The sequence below is a fragment of the Nocardiopsis sp. TNDT3 genome (assembly GCF_003427465.1).
GTDB classification, from domain to species: domain Bacteria; phylum Actinomycetota; class Actinomycetes; order Streptosporangiales; family Streptosporangiaceae; genus Nocardiopsis; species Nocardiopsis dassonvillei.
In genome coordinates this window covers 1-2781 of the sequence record NZ_QPFC01000904.1, presented here as the reverse complement: position 1 = coordinate 2781, position 2781 = coordinate 1, and the positions used below count along the sequence as shown (strand labels likewise).

2 protein-coding genes are annotated in these 2781 nt (G+C 74.5%); one reads left to right on the top strand and one right to left on the bottom strand.

From position 1 onward, the window contains the following. Positions 1 to 77 precede the first annotated feature (77 nt). Positions 78 to 1691, top strand: a complete 1614-nt coding sequence (locus tag DQW06_RS21385) for an amidohydrolase (protein ID WP_013152528.1) — start codon at positions 78 to 80, stop codon at positions 1689 to 1691. A gap of 152 nt (positions 1692 to 1843) precedes the next feature. Here the strand turns inward: DQW06_RS21385 and DQW06_RS21380 are convergent. Next, positions 1844 to 2781, bottom strand: a 938-nt coding sequence (locus DQW06_RS21380; protein WP_157983536.1) for a S1 family peptidase, incomplete at its 5' end; no start/stop codon positions are given.

Below are 2781 nucleotides of genomic sequence, written 5' to 3'. Positions count from 1 at the left end.
CCGACCGCCGCGCGTCCCCCCGCACCGCCGCCGGGCCGACCGGTCCGGCGCCAGCCCACCGAGGAGGAATCCCACCCGTGTCCGGTCTGCTCATCCACAACGCCAACGTCCTGACCATGGACGACGCCAACCCCCGGGCCCGCGCCGTGGCCGTGCGCGAGGGCCGGGTCCGCCTGGCCGGGGACACCGAGGCCGCCCGCGCCGCCGCGGGCCCGGGCGCGGTGGAGGTGGACGCGGGCGGACGGACCGTCCTGCCCGGGTTCATCGACCCGCACAACCACCTGCTCTCCACCGCCGAGTCGCTGGCCGCCGTCGACGCCGGGTACCCCCGGGTGGGCAGCGCCGCCGACCTGGTCGCCGTCATCGGGGCCGAGGCCGAGCGCACCCCGCCCGGCCAGTGGATCCGCGCCTTCCACATGGACGACGCCAAGTTCCCGGGAGGGCGGCCCACCCGCCGCGACCTGGACGGGGCCACCGGGGAGCACCCGGTCATCGTCTACCACGTCTCGGGCCACCAGGCCGTGGTCAACTCCGCCGCCCTGGCCTGGAGCGGTATCGGCGAGGACGTCCCCGACCCGGCGGGCGGCTCCTTCGTGCGCGACGAGGGCGGGCGCCTGACGGGCATGGTCCTGGACTCGGCCATGGAGCTGCTGCTGCCCCTGGCCGTGGACATCGGCTGCCACGGCCCCAACTTCCACACCGACCTGCCCGCCGAACAGCTCCTGGGCTGGTTGGCCGCCGCGGCCGACCCCTACCTGTCGGCCGGGGTCACCACCGTGTGCGACCCGCAGGTCTCGGCACGCGAGCTGCGCGTGTACCGGGCCGCCCGCGCGGCCGGGACCCTGCCGCTGCGCACGTTCGGCATGCCGCTGTCCCACCAGCTGGACGCGCTCACCTCCGCCGGGCTGGCCAGCCCCTTCGGCGACGACTGGCTGCGGCTGACCGGCATGAAGTTCTACTCCGACGGCACCCTGCTGGGCGGCACCGCCAAGTTCAGCGTCCCCTACGGCGAGCACGGCGAGTTCGCGGGCAGCCTCTACCACCACCCCGACCAGCTCGTGGACCTGGTCACGCGGGCCGCCGCGGAGGGCTGGCAGGTGGCCGTCCACACCCAGGGCGACGCGGCCATGGACAACACCCTGGCCGCCATCGCCTCGGCCGCGCGGGTGTCGGGCCCCGACCCGCGCCCGCGCGTGGAGCACTGCGGTTACCCCACCCCGGAGCAGGCCAAGCGCTTCACCGACTACGGCGTCATCCCCGTCAACCAGCCCAACTTCCTGTACGACAGCGGCGGCGACTTCCTGCGCCGCCTGGGGGAGCGGGCCCACCGGCTCCAGCCCATGCGCGAGGAACTGGACCTGGGGCTGCGCCCGGTGCTCTCCAGCGACTCCTTCGTCTCCAGCCTGCGCCCGATGGACACCGTGGCCAACGCGGTGTGCCGCACCACCCGCGAGGGCCGGGAGATCGGCGTCGAGCAGGCCGTCACCCTGCACGAGGCCCTGCGCGCCCACACCCTGGACGCCGCGCACGCGCTGGGCGTGGAGGACCGCCTGGGAGCGCTGCGCCCCGGACACCTGGCCGACCTGGTGGTGCTGGACCGCGACGTGGAGGCCCTGCCCGCCGAGCGGCTGCGCGAGGTCGACGCGTGGATGACGGTGCTCGACGGCCGCGTCGTCCACCGCGCCCCCTGAGTCCCGGCCGGGACCGTGCCCGGTCGCGCCTCCCGCCGGCTTGCGCCCGCCGTCCGCGCGAGCCCCCACGGTTTCCGGCCGCCCGGGGCCGCCGGACACGGGCGTCCCCCGCCCGCGTCTGCGCGCGGACGGGGGACGTGCTGGAGGGTGTGTCAGCTGGTGCGGATCCTGACGCCCCAGGAGTTGATCATCGGGGTGACCTCCTGGTAGTAGGTCGTGCCGCCGACGGAGCAGTTGCCGGAGCCGCCGGAGGTGACGCCCTGGGCCTGCGAGCCGGAGATGAACGAACCGCCGGAGTCACCGGGCTCGGCGCACACGTTGGTACGGGTGAGCGAGTAGACGGTGCCCTGCGGGTAGCGCACGGTCTGGTTGCGGGCCTGGATGGTGCCGCAGTGCCAGCCGGTGGTGGAGCCGGAGCGGCACACGGCCGAGCCGGCCGGGGCCTGGCTGGTACCGGTCACCGACTGGTAGCCGCCGGAGTTGTAGCGCGAGACCAGGTTGGTCAGGGTGAAGTTGGAGGTACCGCGGACGAAGGCGGCGTCGTTGCCGGGGAAGACCGAGTTCTGGAAGGTGCCGGTGCCGTTGCCGATGGTCACGCCGGTGCCGACGGTGCCGCAGTGGCCGGCGGTGACGAAACCGGGCTGACCGGCGCTGTTGGTCGCGGCGAAGCCGACGGAGCAGCGGCCGCCCATGTAGTAGGCCAGGCCGCCGATGATGTCGGCGTAGACCTGCGGGGCCTCCTCGGTCTCCTCCACCCGGACCGAGGAGGAGTCCACACCGGCGTCGGCGAGCAGGGCGGCGACGTCGGCGTCGGAGCCCTCCAGCACCTCGACCACGACGGTGTCGCTCTCCACGTCCGGGTACCAGCCGAGGACGCTCTCGGGAACCTCGGCGCCGTTGAGGTCCTCGACGACCTCGGTCAGGCCCTCGGTGCCGTGGGAGACGACGGTGGCCTGGGCTCCGGTGGCCTCGACCGCCTCGACGGCGGAGGCGTCGGTGACCAGCACGGTGAGTTCGAGGGTCTCGGTGTCGAACAGGGAACCGCCGTAGGCCTCGCCCGCGGCCTCGGTGGCCTCGGCGTCGGTCTCGA